This is a genomic window from Burkholderia torrens (assembly GCF_984668525.1).
In genome coordinates, this window is the sequence record NZ_OZ480212.1 from 565,089 (window position 1) to 584,264 (window position 19,176).

General features: G+C 68.4%; 11 protein-coding genes. 3 read left to right on the forward strand and 8 right to left on the reverse strand.

Annotation, left to right across the window (positions count from 1 at the left end):
• Positions 1 to 50: 50 nt before the first annotated feature.
• On the forward strand, positions 51 to 2,462 hold the full coding sequence (gene pbpC, locus AC5LXX_RS18840) for a penicillin-binding protein 1C (protein WP_493412643.1): 2,412 nt from the start codon (positions 51 to 53) through the stop codon (positions 2,460 to 2,462).
• Positions 2,463 to 2,482: 20 nt separating this feature from the next.
• Here pbpC and AC5LXX_RS18845 read toward each other — a convergent pair whose 3' ends face one another.
• From AC5LXX_RS18845 to AC5LXX_RS18875, 7 genes are all read right to left on the reverse strand, one after another.
• Positions 2,483 to 3,889 carry a methyl-accepting chemotaxis protein gene (locus AC5LXX_RS18845; protein ID WP_493412644.1) on the reverse strand — a complete coding sequence of 469 codons (1,407 nt, stop codon included), beginning with the start codon at positions 3,887 to 3,889 and terminating at the stop codon, positions 2,483 to 2,485.
• 238 nt (positions 3,890 to 4,127) lie between these two features.
• Positions 4,128 to 5,198, reverse strand: a complete 1,071-nt coding sequence (locus tag AC5LXX_RS18850; RefSeq protein WP_493412645.1) for a porin — start codon at positions 5,196 to 5,198, stop codon at positions 4,128 to 4,130.
• 215 nt (positions 5,199 to 5,413) lie between these two features.
• Positions 5,414 to 7,396 carry an acetate--CoA ligase gene (acs, locus tag AC5LXX_RS18855; protein WP_493412646.1) on the reverse strand — a complete coding sequence of 661 codons (1,983 nt, stop codon included), beginning with the start codon at positions 7,394 to 7,396 and terminating at the stop codon, positions 5,414 to 5,416.
• A gap of 250 nt (positions 7,397 to 7,646) precedes the next feature.
• Entirely contained in the window at positions 7,647 to 9,518 is a 1,872-nt protein-coding gene (locus tag AC5LXX_RS18860; protein WP_493412647.1) for a sigma-70 family RNA polymerase sigma factor, read from the reverse strand.
• A complete protein-coding gene (locus AC5LXX_RS18865; RefSeq protein ID WP_493412648.1) occupies positions 9,502 to 9,816 on the reverse strand; it encodes a high-potential iron-sulfur protein in 315 nt (104 codons plus the stop codon). Before AC5LXX_RS18865 ends, AC5LXX_RS18860 begins: the two co-directional genes overlap by 17 nt.
• A 98-nt stretch (positions 9,817 to 9,914) precedes the next feature.
• Positions 9,915 to 11,120, reverse strand: coding sequence for a c-type cytochrome (locus AC5LXX_RS18870; protein ID WP_493412649.1), 1,206 nt, complete (start codon positions 11,118 to 11,120; stop codon positions 9,915 to 9,917).
• An 80-nt stretch (positions 11,121 to 11,200) separates the two neighbouring features.
• Entirely contained in the window at positions 11,201 to 12,922 is a 1,722-nt protein-coding gene (locus AC5LXX_RS18875) for a methanol/ethanol family PQQ-dependent dehydrogenase (RefSeq protein ID WP_493412650.1), read from the reverse strand.
• A 429-nt stretch (positions 12,923 to 13,351) separates the two neighbouring features.
• Here AC5LXX_RS18875 and AC5LXX_RS18880 point away from each other — a divergent pair, with 429 nt between their 5' ends.
• Positions 13,352 to 15,682 (forward strand): TonB-dependent receptor, encoded by a 2,331-nt coding sequence (locus AC5LXX_RS18880; RefSeq protein ID WP_493412651.1) that lies wholly within the window; start codon positions 13,352 to 13,354, stop codon positions 15,680 to 15,682.
• 42 nt (positions 15,683 to 15,724) lie between these two features.
• Here AC5LXX_RS18880 and AC5LXX_RS18885 read toward each other — a convergent pair whose 3' ends face one another.
• Positions 15,725 to 16,741 carry an alpha/beta fold hydrolase gene (locus AC5LXX_RS18885; RefSeq protein WP_493412652.1) on the reverse strand — a complete coding sequence of 339 codons (1,017 nt, stop codon included), beginning with the start codon at positions 16,739 to 16,741 and terminating at the stop codon, positions 15,725 to 15,727.
• 295 nt (positions 16,742 to 17,036) lie between these two features.
• Between AC5LXX_RS18885 and AC5LXX_RS18890 the strand changes: the two genes are divergently transcribed.
• Positions 17,037 to 19,067: a sigma-54-dependent Fis family transcriptional regulator gene (locus AC5LXX_RS18890; RefSeq protein ID WP_493412653.1), complete on the forward strand. Its 2,031-nt coding sequence runs from the start codon at positions 17,037 to 17,039 to the stop codon at positions 19,065 to 19,067.
• Positions 19,068 to 19,176: the final 109 nt, after the last annotated feature.

The window sequence follows — 19,176 nt, forward strand, 5'->3', positions numbered from 1 at the left end:
GCTGCCGCAGCGGCGTTGCCGGCCACGTCGAAAGCGGGGAGCACGCGCGCGTGGCTGAAGCATCCAGGCTCCGGCGCGCGCTGCACGGCACCGGCCGCTGGCTGCATCGCTGGCAGAACTGGCTCGTCGGCGTGCTGCTCGTGTTCGGCGCGCTGGCCGCGTGCCGGCTGTGGCCGCATCCGCCGCTGCGCGACTGGAAGCCGTCGTCGGTTGCGGTGACGGACGCGCAGGGCCGGTTGCTGCGCCTGACGCTCGCGAAGGACGACCGCTACCGGCTGTGGGTGCCGCTCGACCGGATGTCGCCGCAGCTCGTCGAGGCCGTGATGCTGCACGAGGACCGCTGGTTCTGGTGGCATCCGGGCTTCAACCCGTACGGGCTCGCTCGCGGCGCGTGGATCACGTACGTGCGCGGCGGCAATCCGCAGGGCGGGTCGACGCTGACGATGCAGCTCGCACGCTCGCTGTGGAAGCTGAACACACGCACGCCGGCCGGCAAGCTCGCACAGGTTGCCCGCGCGATGCAGCTCGAACTCTTCTACTCGAAGCGGCAGATCCTCGAAGCCTATCTGAACGACGCTCCGTACGGCCGCAACGTGGAAGGCGCGGGCACCGCGAGCGTCGTCTATTTCGACCGGATGCCCGATGCGCTGACGCTGCCCGAGGCGCTCGCGCTCGCGGTGATTCCGCAGGACCCGGCGCGGCGCGTGCGCGGCGGGCAGGACGAAATCAACCGTGCGCTGGCCGTGTCGCGCAACCGGCTGTATGCGCGCTGGCTGACGAAGCATCCGGGCGATGCGGCGCTGAAGCCGCTGTTCGCGTTGCCGCTCGCGATGCGGCCGCTGTCCGCGCTGCCGTTCGACGCACCGCATGCGGTCGACCAGGCGCTGGCCGCGCGCAGCGCGTGGCGCACGACGTCGGGCGGCGCCTTGGACGACGGCGGCGAAGGCGCGCGGCTCGTCACGACGCTCGACCTCGACCTGCAGCGCACGCTGGAGCGGCAGATCGCACGCTATGTCGCGCGCAACGATACGCGCGGCGTGCGCAACGCGGCGGCCATCCTCGTCGATACGCGCGACATGGGCGTGAAGGCGCTGGTCGGTTCCGCGAACTTCTTCGACCGTTCGATCGACGGGCAGGTGAACGGCACGCTCGCGCGGCGCTCGCCGGGCTCGACGCTCAAGCCGTTCATCTATGCGCTCGGCTTCGACCAGGGCGTGCTGCATCCGCAGACGGTGCTGCGCGATGTGCAGATTTCGTTCGGCCCGTATGCGCCGGAGAATTTCGACGGCCATTTCCTCGGGCCGATCACCGCGACCGACGCGCTGAACCGCAGCCGCAACGTGCCGGCCGTATGGGTCGCGTCGCAGCTCAAGTCGCCCGATCTATACCAGTTCCTGCAGGAAGCCGGCGTGCGCCGCCTGGCGAGCGCGCAGCATTACGGGCTCGCACTCGTGCTCGGCGGCGGCGAGGTGACGATGCAGGATCTCGCGGCGCTGTACGCGATGCTCGCGAATCGTGGCGAGTTCCGGCCGCTGCGGCTGCGCGCGGACGAGCCGGCGCCGCCCGGCCGGCGCCTGCTCAGCGCCGACGCGAGCTACATGACGATGGACATGCTGCGCCAGCACCTGCGCCCCGACGAGACGAGCGGCGCGCAGCCGTCCGGCGTGCCGGTGTACTGGAAGACCGGCACGTCATGGTCGTTCCGCGATGCGTGGACGGCCGGCGTGTTCGGCCCGTACGTGCTGGTCGTGTGGGTCGGCAATTTCGACAATTCGACCAATACCGCGTTCGTCGGTGTCGATGCGGCCGCGCCGCTGTTCTTCCAGGTCGTCGACGCGATGAATGCCGAGCGCACGTTCGTCGAGCCGCCGCGCGCGGTGCCGCCGCGGCTCAAGCGTGTGCGGATCTGTCTCGCGAGCGGCGATCTGCCGAACGAGTGGTGTCCGCAACAGGGCTGGACGTGGTTCATCCCGGGTACGTCGCCGATTCGCGTGAGCACCGTGCACCGGCCGGTCGTGATCGACGACGCGACGGGAAAGGCCGCATGCCCGCCGTACGACGGCAAGCGCACGCATACGGAGATCTTCGAGTTCTGGCCGTCGGATCTGCAGCAGGTGTTCGCGCAGGCCGGCATTCCGCGCCGGCGGCCGCCGCAGAATGCGGACTGTCGCGATGCCGGGCAGGTCGAAGGCGATCCGCCACGCATCACGTCGCCGTTGCGCGGCAGCACGTATGCGATGCGCGTGAAGAGTACGGAGGAGACGCGCATCGCGTTCAACGCGACGGCCGATGCGAGCGCGCATGCGCTGTACTGGTTCATCAACGATGCGTATGTCGGCCGCAGTACGCCGGGCGACGCGTTGTTCTGGCAGCCGCGGACGGCCGGCAACTATACGGTGCGGGTGGTCGATGACCACGGGCGCAGCGACCAGCGGCCGCTGGGGGTGGGGCTCGAGCAGTAGGCGCGGCCGGCCCCGCCGGTTCAGACGCTGTAGCCGATCCGCAGGACACCCCACGGCCGTCCGCCGACGACGATCGGCGCGGACACGTCCTTCATCAGCACGAACTGGCCGTTGCCCATGTCGCGGCGATAGGTCTGGAGCAGGAACGGCTTGCTGTGCGACACGGACATGCGCGCCGTCCGGTCCGTGTAGATCCGGCGGTTCCGGCAGTTCGCCGCGTTCCAGGCTGCGTCCGCGCGCTGCGGCAGCGAGAACTTCCGGTTGTGGGTCGGCAGGTAGCACTGCCGGTCGAAGCTCGCGCAATAGACGACGCGTGCGTCGACGTCGAGTACAGGCTCCTGGACGGCCGGCAGTACGCGATCGGTGAACGCCGTGAAGCGCGTCATGAACTGCTGCGGGTCGGTGCCGGGAATCGGTTCGTAGTGCGTGTCGAACAGCGCGTCGAGCGCGATATCGCCGCGGCCGACCGCTTCCTCGAAGAGTTTGCTGATCGCGGCGGCCGTGTTCCGCGCCGTGTCGATCAGGCGCGTGTCGGGCGACTCGATGCCGGTCGCGGCAGTGAGCTCGATCAGCGTCTCGGAGACGGTGAGCAGATTGCCGAGCCGGTCCTTGGCCTGTGAGAAGTTGTCGGCCGAGTTCTCGACACCGGATGCCATCTCGCCCACCTGCTCGTCGAGACGGTGACACTGCGCCTCGATCTCGTCCGTCAGCGACGCGATCTGTTCGGCCTCGCCGGCCAGCTCGGTGATCGCGTGCCCGGTCGCGTGCACGACCTCGCCGATCGTGCGCGTGCCTTCACGCACGCGATGTGCGCGGGCAGCGTTGTCGGTGCCTTCCGCGAGCAGATGTTCGGTCTGCTCGGCGAGCCGCGCGAGGGTCGTCTCGATCTGGGCGGTCGCCTGCCCGGTCTTGGCGGACAGGTTCTTGACCTCGGCCGCGACGACCGCGAAGCTGCGGCCCGACTCGCCGGCGCGCGCGGCCTCGATCGCGGCGTTCAGCGCGAGCAGGTGGGTCTGGCGTGCGATGACGGAGATCTCCTCGGACACGGCCCGCACGTGATCGAGCGCGTCGCGCAGCGCACCCATCTGGTCGCTGATCGTGGTGACGCCCTCGACGAGGCCGTGGATGTCGGCGAGCGAAGCCTCGATCGTCTGCTGCGACTGCAGCACCGCATTCGACGCATTGGCGCTGACGTCGCGCACCTGCTGCGCGGCCTCGGCGATCCGGTGGTTGCCGCGCAGCGTGAGGGCGGCCGATTCGCGCAGCGTGTGGCAGACCTCGGCCTGCCGGGCGACGCGGGCCGCGACTTCCTCGACGTGGCCCGACACGTCGCAGATCTCGATGCCGAGCCTGCCGGCCTGTTCGGCGATGTCGCCGACAAGCGCGCGAGACGAACGGCGGCCGCGGCCGATTCCGAAGAAGTTCACGTTGGTGGGTCTCCTTGAGATCATGCGCGCCGCGTTCCCGGCGGATGTTGGGCGTGCCTTCCCGACTTGACGGCCGCGCGGCCGCGGACTTGAGGTCGGGTAAACATCGAGATCGGCATGCCGGGCGGCCTGACCGGCACCGGGCAAGGCGCGTTTGCGCCACGTTTCCGTGGCGGCCGCGCCGCGATGCGGAGCCGGACGGGCGGCGCGCGGCGGCCGCCCGTGCACAGGCGCTGCGTCAGAACACGTGATGGATGCCGGCGTTGACGCCGACCGTCGTGCCCGGCAACCCGTACAGTGCGCCGCCCGTGATGCCGAGGCCCGTGTTCATCGCGCCGTGGTTGTTGACGACGCCGACCTGCGCATACAGGCCCGTTCGCTTCGACAGGCTGTAGTCGGCGCCGATCGCGGCCAGCAGCGAATGATTGTGCGAATCGTTGCGGTCGGTCGTGTACCACGCGCCGGTGTTCAGATCGAGCGCCGGCGTGACGCGATAGTCGAGGCCCGCGCTATACACGTTGTTGCTGAACGAGCCGGCGACCTTGTAGCTCGTGAACGACGCCTTGCCGGTTACGGGCCCGAACGTATAGGCGGTACCGATCGTGCGGCCGACGAACGCGACCGTGCTCGGAACCGGTGTCGGCGACGTGCCGCCGTTGCCGTCGTAGAGTGCCGCGTTGAGCATGAAACCGCCGTTCGTATAGGTGACGCTGCCGGAATATTGGCGTCCCGCCTGGAAGTCGCCGGCTTTCCCGCCGAATCCGAACATCGCGCTCGCCGTCAGCCCGGCGATCGTCGGGCTGGTGTACGAAATCGCGTTCGGGTTGAAGAGGCCCGTGACGAGCACGTTGTCGACATACGGAACCAGTGCCGCGCCGAAGTGCGAGACGTTGCGCGGGTCCGATCCGAGTATCGCCAGCACGAACGGCGAGAACTGCAGGCCGACCTTCGTTTCGCCGAAGCCGCCGTCGATCCCGACCCATGCCTGGCGGCCGAAGAAGTTGCCGTTCGAATGGCCGAACGCGCCGTCCGTGATGTTGAAGCCGCTTTCCAGCTTGAATCTCGCGTGCAGCCCGCCGCCGAGATCCTCGGTGCCCGTGATGCCGAAGTTGGTCGGCGTCATGCCCGTGTCGGTCAGCGCGAACTGGCGTCCGGCGTTGCCGCCGGTCGCCGCATCGAGCGATCGGCTCGTATAGAGCAATGCGGCGTCGAGGTCGCCGTACAGCGTGACGCTGCTCTGCGCGAAACTGCTGGTGCTTGCCGCCGCGCCGAGCAGCGCCGCGCAAATGGTCCATGTCCTGCTCTTCATCGTCTGTCTCCGTTTTTTGAGTGTTGTAATACGTACGACTAATTAAAACTTCGCTGGCGGAAGCAATGCTGGCCGCCTGCATGCCGTGCCGTCAGGGAACGCACGGCGATGCTTGTCGTCGGCGCGAGGGCGGCCGCGAGCCCGGCGTGGGAAGCGGGCAGGCGGACGTGCTTCGGCACCGCGGTGAAGCGATATACCCGCCGTGGCGGGCGGCGCTACATCGAGCGGTTCAACTGTTCGAGGATGGCCGGATTCTCGAGCGTGGACGTATCCTGCGTGATCGCCTCACCCTTCGCGAGCGAGCGCAGCAGGCGCCGCATGATCTTGCCGGAGCGCGTCTTCGGCAGGTTGTCGCCGAAGCGGATGTCCTTCGGCTTCGCGATCGGACCGATCTGCTTGCCGACCCAGTCGCGCAGCGTCTTCGCCAGCGCCGCCGCTTCCTCGCCTTCCGGACGCGAACGCTTCAGCACGACGAACGCAACGACCGCCTCGCCCGTCGTATCGTCCGGACGGCCGACCACGGCCGCTTCCGCGACGAGCTCGTGCGAGACCAGCGCCGATTCGATCTCCATCGTGCCGAGCCGGTGGCCCGACACGTTCAGCACGTCGTCGATCCGGCCCATGATCGTGAAGTAGCCGGTGTCCTTGTCGCGCACCGTGCCGTCACCGGCCAGATAGAGCGTGCCGCCGAGTTCTTCCGGGTAATAGCTCTTCCTGAAGCGTTCCGGGTCGCCCCAGATCGTGCGGATCATCGCGGGCCACGGGCGCTTGACGACGAGAATGCCGCCTTGCCCGTTCGGCACGTCCTGGCCCGTCTCGTCGACCACCGCGGCCATGATGCCCGGCAGCGGCAGCGTGCACGAGCCCGGCACGGTCGGCGTGGCGCCCGGCAGCGGCGTGATCATGTGGCCGCCGGTTTCGGTCTGCCACCACGTATCGACGATCGGGCAGCGCTCCTGGCCGACGTGCTTGTGATACCACATCCACGCTTCCGGATTGATCGGCTCGCCGACCGTGCCGATGATGCGCAGGCTCGACAGGTCGTAGCTCTTCGGATGCACCTTGTCGTCCGCTTCGGCCGCCTTGATCAGCGAGCGGATCGCGGTCGGTGCGGTGTAGAACACGGTGACCTTGTGATCGCCGATCATCTTCCAGAAGCGGCCGGCGTCCGGGTAGGTCGGCACGCCTTCGAACACGACCTGCGTGCCGCCGCACGCGAGCGGGCCGTACGTGATGTAGGTGTGGCCCGTGACCCAGCCGATGTCGGCCGTGCACCAGAACACGTCGTCGGGTTTCCAGTCGAAGGTCCACTTCATCGTCTGCGCGGCCCACAGCAGGTAGCCGCCGGTGCTGTGCTGCACGCCCTTCGGCTTGCCGGTCGAGCCCGACGTATACAGGATGAACAGCGGATGCTCGGCGCCGACCCATTCCGGCGCGCACGTGTCGGACTCGCCGTCCGTGATCTCGTGCATCCACAGGTCGCGGTCCGCATGCCAGTCGATCTTGCCGCCGGTGCGGCGATAGACGATCACGCTCTTCACGGCTTCGCAGCCGCCCATCGCGATCGCCTCGTCGGCGATGCTCTTGAGCGGCAGCGTCTTGCCGCCGCGCGCCTGCTCGTCGGCCGTGATCAGCGCGACCGCGCCGACGTCGACGAGCCGCTCGTTCAGCGATTTCGCGGAGAAGCCGCCGAACACGACCGAGTGCGTTGCGCCGATGCGCGCGCAGGCCTGCATCGCGACGATGCCTTCGATCGACATCGGGATATAGATGACGACGCGATCACCCTTGCCGATCCCGCGTTTCTTTAGCGCATTCGCGAAGCGCGACACGCGCGCCAGCAGATCCGCGTAGGTGACGCGCGTGACGGTGCCGTCGTCGGCCTCGAAGATCACCGCGACGCGCTCGCCGTTGCCGGCTTCGACGTGACGGTCGAGGCAGTTGTACGACGCGTTCAGCTCGCCGTCGTCGAACCACTTGTAGAACGGCGCGTTGCGCTCGTCGAGCACCTTGGTGAACGGCTTGTGCCACGCGAGGCCTTCGCGCGCGAGACGCGCCCAGAAGCCTTCGTAATCCTGCTCGGCCTCGGCGACGAGCGCGCGATAGGCCGGCATGCCGGAAATGGTGGCCGCCTTCTCGAGCGCCGCGGGCGGCGCGAACTGACGGGTTTCGTGAAGAACCGATTCAATCTTGGACAAGCGTGTCTCCATGCGTTCATGTGATTCCTGACAGCCCTCGGGAAAACGCAACATGCATGCCAGTTGTACGACCGGTGCGTGCCTGCGGCGAAAGCCGCGACAGCCGGGCATGTGGCGCCTGATCCGAGCGGCCCCGTGGCGTCGAGAACGGCAGCGCGGTGCGACGCTGCGTTCAGAAATGCAGCAGTTCGTGTTGCAGTCCTGAGCAATAAATGTGCAAGTCGCAAGGCGGTCGCCCGGCACGGCCGCGTCAGGCGAGCAGCGAGCGCAGCGCCGGTGCGTGCCTGAATTGCCGGATGCGTTCGAGCGCCGCTACCTCGAGCTGACGGACGCGCTCTGCCGACAGGTTAAGTTGCCGGCCGATCTCGCGCAGCGAATACTCGTTTTCGACGTCGATTCCGTACCTCAGGCGAAGAATCCACGCTTCGCGCACCGGGAGGCGGTCGATCAGTGCGGCAACCGCCGCGCGCAACTGACCGGCGCTCGCCGCTTCTTCCGGCGTCGGCGCGTCTGGGTCGATAGTGACGTCGCACAGCGTGAGGTCGTGATCGGGCGAAACCGGCAGGTCGGCGGAGATCGGTTCGCGCACGATGCTCATCAGCTCGCGCACCTTGTCGACCGGCAGCCGCATCTGCGAGGAGAGCGCCCGCGCGTCGGCGACGTCGCCGGTCCGTTGCCGGTGGATTCGCGCGAGCCGCGACAGCTTGTTGAGCGCATCGACCGTGTGCGCGGGCACGCGTATCGTGCGCCCCAGGTCGGCGAGCGCATGCGTGATCGCCTGCCGGATCCACCACGTCGCATAGGTCGAGAATTTGAAGCCGCGCCGGTGATCGTAGCGATCGACGGCCTTCATCAGGCCGATGTTGCCTTCCTGGATCAGGTCGGAGAACGGCAGGCCGCGATCGGCATAGCGTTTGGCGACCGAGACGACGAGCCGCAGATTGCTCTGGAACAGCTTCGTTCGCGCGGGTTGCATCGCACGCTCGATACGCGAGAACCGCGCGTCGAGCGCTATTGCGATGTCGAGCGGCAACGGCGACTGGCCGGCGAGGCAAGCGAGCGCGCTGCGCGTTTCGATCAGCGCCGGCGCATGGCGGTCGAGGGCGGCCGCGCATGCGGGATGCGCGGCGCTGCATGCGTGCAGCCATGCGCGTACGTCGTCGCACCGCGTGAAGAGGTCGTGGCGCGCCGAGTCGACACGTATGCCCGATGCGGCCAGCGTGTCGACGAGCCGTTTTTCGAACGCGCGCGCTCGAGTCGCGCGCTCGCTGTTCGCATGACCGATACGCTCGATCGCGCGCGACGTGAAGCGGATCCTGCCGGTCGCTGCGGCGGTCTCGCGCAGCAGCGCCCGGTAACGGACCGACGTGAGGCCGTCGGTGTGCAATGTTTGCTGCATTGCCGGTGCCAGCGCACCGATACGCTCGAGCGCTTCGACGACCGTATCGCGCCACGCCGGGCTGTCGAGAGAAAGACCGGCGTCATCCGGCGCGGGCGATTCCATGGTCGGATCGTCGGGCAGAATCGTCGGCGCACTCGCGGGCGGCTCGGCGTCACCGGTGAGCCCCGTCACGTAAACCGACGCAGCCACCTTGCCGGCGCGGATGTCGTCCGCAATCGCCGCGACGACGGCGAGTGCCGCCGGATCGTGGCTCAATGCGTCGATGCACGCCGCGCGGCCGCTTTCCAGGCGAAGCGCGAGCGCGATCTCTTCGTCGCGTTCGAGCAGCGGCGTCGCGCTCATTTCCCGCAGATAGAGCCGGATCGGGTCGTTGGTCCGGCCCGCAAGCAGGTCGTCGGCCGCGAGCGGCGTCGATGCATCGGCGAGCGGCGTCGCGATTTCCGACGCCTGCGCAAAATGGCCGTCGAGCGTCCACGCGGTGTGCGCGCCGACATGCTCGCGAACGTCGACGCCGAGCTCGCGCAGCATCGACGCGGCGGCGTCGACATCCGCACCGTCGACCGCGTCATCGGGCAACGCATCGGCAATTTCGCCGTGCGTCACGTATCCGCGGTCGATACCCAGCGCGATCAGCGCATGCAGATGCGCCGCGCTTTCTGCGTCCGCGCCGCGCCGCGACGCGCGGTCGCGAGCGGGCCCGGCGTCAGGCGAGCTTCGCATAGACGTTGCACCAGCCTTCGGCGGCAACCGTCTTGCCCGCGAACATCGGGCACGTGCCGACGGATTCGCCGGCGGCAGCCTTGTAGAAGCGGCAGTTCGAACACGTCTGGCCGGCCTGGTACTTCGGGGACTTGCCGGCGTCGACGGTCGTCGCCTTTGCGCGGTAGCCGAGCGTCTTCGCTGCCGCGTCGTTCTCGTCGACGGGCGGTGCGGCCGCGAATGCACGGGTGCCGGCTGCGAGGGCGGCACACAGGCCGGCCGCCTGCACGAAGAAGGTTCTGCGATGACGGGAGATCATGATGTCGTCCTGAATGAAATGAAAAGAAAAAACCTGGCCCGCGCGCCTGGCATGCTGCCCGGCGCGGCGGTCGATCGAAACGAAAGCGGGTGGAGAGGCTACTTGCGCGGCCCGGCGATGAGCGGCGCTTTCGATGCTTTGGCGATATCGGCGGTCAGCTTGCTCTGCGACGCGTCGTAGCCGTTCGAATAGAGCAGGAACGCCATCAGGTCCTCGTATTCCTGCGCGGTCATCTTGCCGGGGCGATCGGCCGGCATGTTGCTCGACATGTACAGGAAGATGCCGCCGACCGTAATGTGCGACTTGCCTTCGGGCGCGAACGATTCGCCACTCAGCGCGGGCGCGGTATTGCCCTCGAGCTGGTCGCCGTGGCATTTCGCGCATGCATCGCCGTAGAGCTTCTTGCCGTGCTGCACCTGCGCCTGGTCGAACGACGGGACGCCGCTGCCTTCGCTCGTCGAAACCTTGATGAAGCCGCCTTTTGCCGGCCGCTGCGCCGACGCGATCGCGCCGTCGAGAAACCGGCCGGGCACGGGCGTGGCGGCGGCTTGCGCGATGCCATCGGGAAGCGTCCAGCCGCGCGTGAGCGACGCGAGACGGCCGTTGCCGTTCATCGTCGACAGTGTGGCGTCGATGCGTTTTTGCAGGGCGTCCTTGCCCGGGCCGAACGCGAACGACAGTTGCCAGTCGGAGTACGGCGATGACGTCGCCGCCACCTGGAACCGCTGTTTCGGGTGCGCACGTTCGTACGCAATGACACTCGGATACCAGACGATCGCGCGCTGCGCGCGCCCAGCGGCGAGCGCGCCGATCGTCTTCTCGCTCGTGTTTTCGAGGTCGAAGCGGGCATTCGGCTGCTGCGCGGCGATCAGTTGCGACGGGCTGCCGTACGTGGCCGCGATCGTTTCCTTGGCGCCGGACGACGCTTGCGCGTCGCGCAGTGACACGCTGACGTAGCCGGAGCGCAGATAGCCCTGCGAGAACGTCATTTTCGATCCCGACGCATCGGCGATCGCCGAACGCGGGAAGCCGGCGATCACGTCGCAATCGCGTTCGAGCGATTTCGTCAGCTCGCTGGCGGAGATGCCGTCGTCGTCGCCGTTGTCGTCGACGCCGCGCTTGCTGAAGGTTGCGGCGATGCCCGCGGTGCGGAACACTTCGCGCGCGACGGAGCGGTCGAGCGCGGTGGTCGGGCTGCCGGGCAGCGTGCAGACGCGCACGCCGGCCGACGCGGCTGCCGGTGTCAGCGCCACGCCCACGGCGAGCAGACTGGCGACGGTGACGGAAGTGAGACGAGTATTCATGGTCGTTTGTCCGGTTGAGGCGGGTGGGGCGTCGCGCCCGCATCGGGCGCATGCGGGCGCGACCCAGGCGTGACGCCTGTTCAGTTGAGTGCGAACACGTAGAGCGTGCCGCCGCGCGGAACGTCCTTCGCGATGTCGGCCATCGGGCCGCCCCAGATCGGGTTCGCACCGCCATAGCCGGCGAGCACGGCGACATACTCCTTGCCGTCGACCTCGTACACCGACGGCTGCGAGATGATGCCGCTCGCCAGTTGCGGGCTTTCCCAGAGCACCTTGCCGGTCGCCGTGTCGAACGCGTACAGGTGGCCGTCGAGCGAGCCGCTGAACGCGAGACCGCTCGCCGTGGTCGCGACGCCGCCGTTCCACGGCTTCTTCGACCAGTGGCTCCACAGCTTCTTGCCGGTGTTCACGTCGATGGCCGTCAGTTCGCCGTAGCCTTCGCTGCCCGGTTCGGGCTTGATCTCGAAACCTTCACCGAGATACGGCAGGCCTTCCATGTAGCTGACCGACTTGCCGGTCAGGCTCATGCACGCGTGCAACGCGGGCACGACCGCGATGTTGCGTTCCTGGTCGTACGAGATCGACCACCAGTTCTTGCCGCCGAGGAAGCTCGGGCACGTCTCGATCGTCGTGCCGGCCTTCGGGAACTTCGATGCGTCCTGGATCGGCTTGCCGTCGTCCGTGTAGCCGGTGACCGACAACGCCTTCACGAACGGCGTCGCGTAGATCAGCTTGCCGGTCGTGCGGTCGATCGCGTGGAAGAAGCCGTTGCGGTCGGCGTGAATGATCGCGTCGTAGTCCTTGCCCTTGTACTTGATGTCCGCGAGGACGGCCGCGTTCACGCCGTCGTAGTCCCACGTGTCGTTGTTCGTGTACTGGTAGTGCCACTTCAGGTTGCCGCTCTTCGCATCGAGCGCGAGCAGCGAGTCGGAATACAGGTTGTCGCCGGGGCGCAGCGCCGCGAGCCACGGGCCGGGGTTGCCGACCCCCCAGTACAGCGTGCGGGACGCGGCGTCGTACGTGCCGGTCAGCCACGCGGCGCCGCCGCCATGGCTCTGCATGCCGTCGGGCCAGGTTTCCGCGCCCTTCTCGCCGGCGGAGGGGATCGTGTAGCGTTTCCAGACCTGCGAGCCGTCCTCCGGATTCAGCGCGGCGATGTAGCCGCGAATGCCGTATTCGCCACCGGACGTGCCGACGACGATCGCGCCGTCGATCGCGAGCGGCGCGAGCGAGAACGCGTAGCCGAGGCCCGGCTCGAACATCTGCTTCTTCCACACGAGATTGCCGGTCTGCGCGTCGAGCGCCGCGATTTCGCCGTTCAGCATCGCGATGTAGACGTTCTTGCCGTACAGCGCGACGCCGCGGTTGACGACGTCGCAGCACGCGGTCTTGAACGAGGCCGCGCCGAGCTTCGGCTCGTATTTCCACAGCTGCTTGCCGGTCTTCGCATCGAATGCGTAGACGTTGTCCTTTGGCGTCGTCACGAACAGGTAGTTGCCGTTGACGATCGGCGTGGCCTCGAAACCCTGCTTCAGGTCGGCGGGGAACTTGTACGCCCACACCTGCTTGAGATCCTTCGCGTTCGACGTGTCGATCTGCTTGAGCGGCGAATGCGAGCGGCCGTCGTAGGTGCGGTAGTAGGTCAGCCAGCCCGGATCGCCGTGTGCATCGGTCAGGCGCTGGTAGGTCACGGCCGGGTAGTCCGCGGCCGCTTCGACGAGGCCGGGGTTCAGCGCGACGGCGGCCGCCACCGCGATTCCGAACGCCGCCAGCCGGCTCGCTGAAGCCGAGGGTTTCTTCATGGTTGTCTCCTGGGTCATTGTGGTCGCACCGCCGCGAACGATTCGTCGCGCCGGCACGGTGGGGTTCCGGGCCGAGTGCACTGCCCGTTATGCAAGTCGCATGCCATCGCGGCCGGAAGCCGGGGTGGCGCGGCACACCGGCGCATCGCCGGTGATGCGTCGAGCGACGACGCGCGCCATGGCGTCGACGCAGGTGTTGCATTCAGGTACACCGTCGCGCGCGAAGTGTTGCCAAACATGACAGGTGGTGCAGTCCGCGGAACGGCGGGCCGCCGGTTTCACGCATGCCTGTCCAAAGCGATGTGCGGCGCAGCGCGCACTGCTCGTCGTTGCGGCGTTGGCACGGTTCTCGCGAGCGGGCTTCGCGACAACTCGGCGCCGCGCGGTGCATCGCACGGGGCGGCGGAATACAAGTGCGGAGACAACGGAATGATCAGGAGACCAAAGGCAGCCGCGCGTGACGGCGCGACGCGGCGTGGCCGGCGTGCGCGATGCATCGGCACGACCGTCGGCGTGCTCGCGCTGTTCGGCCTGCCGCCCGGCAGCGTGCGCGCGCAGCAGCAGGCGGATGGCGCCGCGATCGCGCCGCCCGAGCCGGCCGTCGTGCTGCCCGCGGTGGTCGTCGTCGGTACGGCGCCACTGCTCGGGATCGGCACGCCGCTGTCGAAGGTGCCGGCGAACGTGCAGACGGTGCGCGCGGCGGAACTCGACGTGCAACACCGCGCGACGCTCGCCGATTTCTTCGCCGCGAACCTGCAGAGCGTGACGATCTCGGATGCGCAGGGCAACCCGTATCAGACGGACGTCAACTATCGCGGCTTCACCGCGTCGCCGCTGCTCGGCACGCCGCAGGGGTTGTCGGTGTTCGTCGACGGCGTGCGCGTGAACGAGCCGTTCGGCGACGTCGTAAACTGGGACATCCTGCCCACCCAGGCGATCGACCGCGTGCAGTTGATTCCGGGCTCCAACCCGGTGTATGGGCTCAATACGCTCGGCGGTGCGCTCGCGATCACGACGAAGAACGGCAGGTCGGACCAGGGTGGCGAAGCGGAGGTGTCGGGCGGCGCGTGGGGCCGCAAGACCGCCAGCGTCGAGCAGGGCGGGACGATCGGCTCGAACCTCGACTACTACGCGACCGCGAACGTCGCGAACGACGGCGGCTGGGCCGACCATAACGCGAGCCGCGTGCGGCAGGCGTTCGGCAAGCTGCGTTATACCGATGCGGATACGACGCTGTCGATTGCCGCAGGCGGCGCGGACAACACGCTGTCTGGCACGCAGACGATCCCGCGCTCGTTCCTCGACAACCCGAAGCAGGCGTATACGTATCCGGACCGGAACCGCAACAGCGCCGGCTACCTGACGCTGTCGGGCGACCGTTTTTTCGGCGAGAACGTCGAGCTGAGCGGCAACGCGTACTACCGGCACCTGCGCAACGCGAACACGAGCAGCAACAACAATACGGACTACGGATCGGTGAACGAGGACAGCACGGTCGACACGGTGCAGGGCAGCAATGCGCAATCGACGATCGTCACCGACGGCTATGGCGGCAGTGTGCAGCTCACGCTGCTCGGCAAGCTCGGCGGGATGGCGAACCGGCTGGTCGCGGGCGTTTCGGCCGATGTCGCGAACTCGAGCTACGTCGCGTCGTCGCAGGACGCGTCTTTCACCGATGCGCGCGCGGCGATCGGCATCGGCGATTTCGTCCGGCAGACCAGTGCGAAGACGCGCAACGCGAATTTCGGTGCATACCTGAGCGATGCGCTGTCGCTGACGCCGCACTGGACGCTGACGCTGTCGGGCCGCTACGACTGGTCGAAAGCGCAGATCGGCGACGAGAGCGGCGTGCAACCGCTGCTCGACGGCAACCATGTGTTCTCGCGCTTCAACCCGGCCGTCGGGCTCAACTGGAACCCGGTTGCGGGCTTCACCGCGTATGCGGCCTACAACGAAGGCATGCGTTCGCCGACCGCGATCGAACTCGCATGTGCGGACCCGGCCGCGCCGTGTTCGCTGCCGAACGACTTCATCGCCGACCCGGCGCTCAAGCCCGTGATCTCGAAGACGTTCGAAGCCGGCGTGCGCGGCCGCATCGGCGCCGCGACGACCTGGAGTGCCGCGGCCTACCGCACGACGCTGACCGACGACATCCAGTTCATCAGCAGCCCGGCCAGCGCGCAGGGCTACTTCCGCAATGTCGGCGATACGCGCCGGCAGGGCATCGAGCTCGCAGGCCGTACGCGCTTCGGCCCGCTCGGTGCCGGGCTGTCGTACAGCTACGTCGATGCGACCTACCGATCGTCGTGGACCGAGCACAGCCCGGCGAATTCGGCGGCCGACGCGAACGGCAACGTGGCGGTCAAGCCGGGCGACCGCATGCCCGGCATTCCCGCGCATACGGTGAAGCTGCGGCTCGACTACGCGGCGACGCCCGCGTGGGACATCGGCACGAACGTCACGTGGCGCAGCGGCGTATATGCGCGCGGCGACGAGAACAACGCGGACGTGGACGGCCGGATCGCGGGCTACGTGCTGGTCGATCTCGACATGCGTTACCGGGTCACGAAGCGGTTCGAGGTATTCGCGAGCGTGACGAACCTGTTCGACAAGCGCTACGCGAGCTTCGGCGCACTCGGCCGGAATTTCTTCAACGGACCGAATCACACGTTCGACGGCGCCAATCCGGTGAACGAACAGTTCGTCGGGCCGGGCGCGCCGCGCGGCGCGTGGGTCGGCATGCGCTATGCGTGGGACTGAACGGTGTGCGGTCGCGTCGCGACACGAACGAGCGCGCGGCCGTCACGTGAACGGCACCGTCGCGAACATTGCGTTCACGGCGCGCGCGACGCTGCGCGCCAATGCCGGGTCGCTTGCCAGATGTCCGGCCTTCACGCGTTCGATTTCCGCTTCGGGGACGGCTCGCGCGAGGCGCTCGACATTGCCGGCCGGGCAAACGGGATCGTGCAACCCATGCGCGGCGAACAACGGCACGCGGGCTTGCGCGGCCCGTCGCGCGAGCGCGAGCACGCGGCGCTCGCCGAGCCAGCAATCGTGTTGCAGGTAGTGCGCCTGAATCCGGTATTTGTCGATCAGCCGGCCGACGGTCTTGTTCGAGCGGATCGCACGCACGGGCGAGCGGCGCGTGCGCACCGACGCGAGGATCGCGTTTTCGTACGCGTGCCACGCGAGCGCCACTGCGCGCTGCCCGGCCGTGCTCCCGCCGCGGCGCAGCCGCTGCGCGCAGCGCGGCAGCAGGCGATCCGGGCGGCCGCCGCCGGCCGCTGCATGCAGGCGCCGCCACTCGCGCGGCGCACGCGTGCGGGAAGTTGTGAAGAGCCCGCGGACTTCGCGTGGCGACGTCAGGAACAGGCCGCGCAGCACGACACCCGTCACCCGCTGCGGATGCGTGCCCGCATAGGCGAGCGCGAGCGCGGCGCCCCACGAGCCGCCGACGACGCCCCAGCGTGCAATGCCGAGCTGCTCGCGCACTGCCTCCAGATCCGCGATCAGCCGTGCGGTGTCGTTGTGACGCGTGCCGCCGCGCGGTGCCGACGCGCCTGCGCCGCGCTGGTCGACGAGCACGACGCGCACGCGGGTGAGGTCGAACAGCCGCAGGATGCCGGCCTGGCTGCCGCTGCCGGGGCCGCCGTGCAGCACGACGACCGGATGGCCCTGCGCGGCGCCGGCCACGGCGAATGCGATCGATTGCGCGTCGCGGTGCAGGCGCCGGTGAACGGGCGTGACCGGCGACGCCGGCGCGTCGGGCAAGGCCCGCGGCGCGGGCGACGGCGTGGATCGAGTCGGGCGACGCGTCATGTCGATAGGGTTCGAGGGGAATCGTCGGGGGCCGGACGGTTGCCGGGGCTGCCCTGCGACGAAGCGAGAAGCGAGCCGGGCGCGCGGATCGGGATTCGCACGGGTAGTCATGCGGCGGGAAATCACGGTATCACGAAGGCTTGGCCGTCGCGCGACGCGACACGCTCCGCCGCGCCCAGGTGATTAATTACATTGTGCTTTCAATGTGTGCCGGGGCGCCGGCATGGCCCGATGCTTGCTTGTAATGACGGCAAAGAGTCCGGCAGTTGACCGGAAGGATCCCCCGGAGGAGACAATGCGCGATGACGTAGAGCAGGCGGCCGGATCACGGGCCGCGCATCCCGCAGGCTGGCCCGCGCCGTCGATCCAGAAGGCCCACGAGCGCTCGGAGACGTTCGGCCTGCAGGTCTCGGCACGGCCCGACTACGACGTGCTGTCGAACTCGGCGCTGGTGCTGAAGCGCGAGCAGAGCCGGGTGCTGTGCGTGCACGCGATGCCGGTGATGGAGACGCTGCACGAGCAGATCGTCAACACGCAGAGCATGATCGTGCTGACCGATGCGGAAGGGCTGATCCTGCATTCGATCGGCGACGACGATTTCCTGCGCCGCGCGGAGAAGGTCGCGCTGCGCCCGGGCGCGAACTGGGCGGAGAATCGGCAGGGCACCAACGCGATCGGCACGGCGCTGGCCGAGCTGTGCCCGATGGTCGTCCACGGCGACCAGCACTTCCTGGCCGCGAACCGCTTCCTGACCTGTTCGAGCGTACCGATCCTCGATCCGTACGGCGACGCGATCGGCGTGCTCGACGTGACGGGCGACCACCGCAGCTATCACCAGCACACGATGGCGCTCGCGAAGATGTCGGTGCAGATGATCGAGAATCATCTGTTTACGACGACCTTCCAGGAAACGCTGCAGGTGTCGTTCCACGGACGCCCCGAGTTCCTCGGCACGCTGATGGAGGGGATCGTCGCGTTCACCGCCGACGGGCGCTTCCTGTCGGCCAACCGCAGCGCGCAGTTCCAGCTCGGCATGCCGCTCGCCGCGCTGCGCGCGCACACGCTGTCGTCGCTGTTCGACATCACCAGTGCGCAACTGATCGACCGCATGCGCGCGAGCACCGACCGGCACCTGATGCTGAATCTCGTCAACGGCGCGGTGGTCTGCGCGCGCGTGCACTTTCGCCGCTCGACGCTCGCCGAAGGCAGCCGGCCGACGGACGTCCACGCGGCGGCGGCGCCGGCCGCACGCGCGAACGCGGTGCCCGCGCCGGCTGCGGGCACGTCGGCCGGCCTGTCGCGGCTCAACTATCTCGACACCGGCGATGCGCAGGTCGCGTGCGTGATCGCGAAGGTGCGCAAGGTGATCGGCAAGGACATCCCGATCCTGATCACCGGCGAGACCGGCACCGGCAAGGAGCTGCTCGCGCAGGCGATCCACAACGACTCGCCGCGGCGCGACGCCCCGTTCGTCGCAGTCAACTGCGCGTCGATTCCGGAGACGCTGATCGAGTCCGAGCTGTTCGGCTACGAGGAGGGCGCCTTCACCGGCGCGCGCCGCAAGGGGGCGATCGGCAAGCTGCTGCAGGCGAACGGCGGCACGCTGTTTCTCGACGAGATCGGCGACATGCCGTATCCGCTGCAGGTGCGACTGCTGCGCGTGCTGCAGGAGCGCCTCGTCAACCCGCTCGGGTCGACGAAAACGATCGCCGTGGACATCGCGATCATCTGCGCGACGCACCGCGATCTGCGCGACATGATCGCGCAGAACCGCTTTCGCGAGGATCTCTACTACCGGCTGAACGGCCTCGTGGTACGCCTGCCGCCGTTGCGCGACCGCACGGATCTCGCGGTCGTCGTGCAGAAGATGCTGCAACGGGAAGCGTTCGCGGACCCGGGCCGACCGCCGCTGTCCGTCGCACCGGACGTGATGGCGCTGTTCGTGCGCTGCACGTGGCCGGGCAATTTCCGTCAGCTCGGCAACCTGCTGCGCACGGCGGCGGCCATGGTCGACGACGATGGCGAAATCCGGCGCGAGCACCTGCCCGACGACTTCTTCGACGACCTGCGGCGCGGCGATGCGCCGGCTGCACATGTCATGCCCGATTCGCCCGCCGCGGCGAGCGCCGGGCCCTGCGTCGCGGACGCGCTGCCGCCCGCCGACGCGCGCCTGCAGGACGTCGCCGCGTCCGCGATCGCCGCCGCGCTCGCTCGTCATGGCGGCAACGTGTCCGCCGCGGCGCGCGCGCTCGGCGTCTCGCGCAATACGATCTACCGGAAGATGCCGGCCGCCGACGCGGGGCGCCATCCGTCGGACGAGAGCTGACGCGCTCGTCGCGCCATGCGCGACCTGTCACAGCCGGTGTGTCAAGTTGCAACACCGGTGTTCAACGATTCAACACCTGTCACCACTCGCGGACATCGTGCCGCCGGAG